The 504-nt window shown below is 66.3% G+C and carries 1 pseudogene; it reads right to left on the bottom strand.

The features are described 5' to 3' along the window. A pseudogene (locus IMZ11_RS43765) lies at nucleotides 1-290 on the bottom strand (hypothetical protein); the annotation flags it as partial. Nucleotides 291-504 lie beyond the last annotated feature (214 nt).

The raw sequence follows: 504 nt of genomic DNA, 5'->3' as shown, positions 1-504 counted from the left end.
CCGACCGGGGACTTGATCGAGATGAGCTTGTTGGCCTTCTCGGCAGATCCGTTGGCCGCGACGAACAGAAGTTCGGCCTCGGAACCGGGCTCGACATAGTCCTTCTGCTGCGGCGCCCGCAGGTGCACATTGCGCAGCGCGATCGCGCCGGCCTGGGCGTTGACGCCGTTGACTGCGGGCTCCTGGGTCGCCGTCTGGGAGACCTGACCGGCGCTGCACCCGGTGAGAACGGCTGCGGTCAGGCCACATGCGGCCAGACCGGCCGAGGCACGCATTGCGAAGCGGTTCACTCAAGCCTCCTGAGCTGGGTCGGCGTACTTCGACTATGCACAGTAGTAGGTGGCTTCCGCGCACGGAATGCGAGGGCCGTCTCAGCCCCGCAACGGCTTTGCGGGGCTGCCCGTTTCGGGTGTCCGGCGGGGCGGGTGGTTGCACGGTTTCGTCACCATGTCAACCCCTGTTCTTCACCTGCAGTGCCCCTGACCTGCATAGTTGGTGCGCGTG

Source organism: Microtetraspora sp. AC03309, from assembly GCF_020826795.1.
Lineage (GTDB): Bacteria > Actinomycetota > Actinomycetes > Streptosporangiales > Streptosporangiaceae > Microtetraspora > Microtetraspora glauca.
The sequence above is the reverse complement of the archived record's forward strand: the minus strand, read 5'-3'. Positions and strand labels throughout refer to the sequence as shown.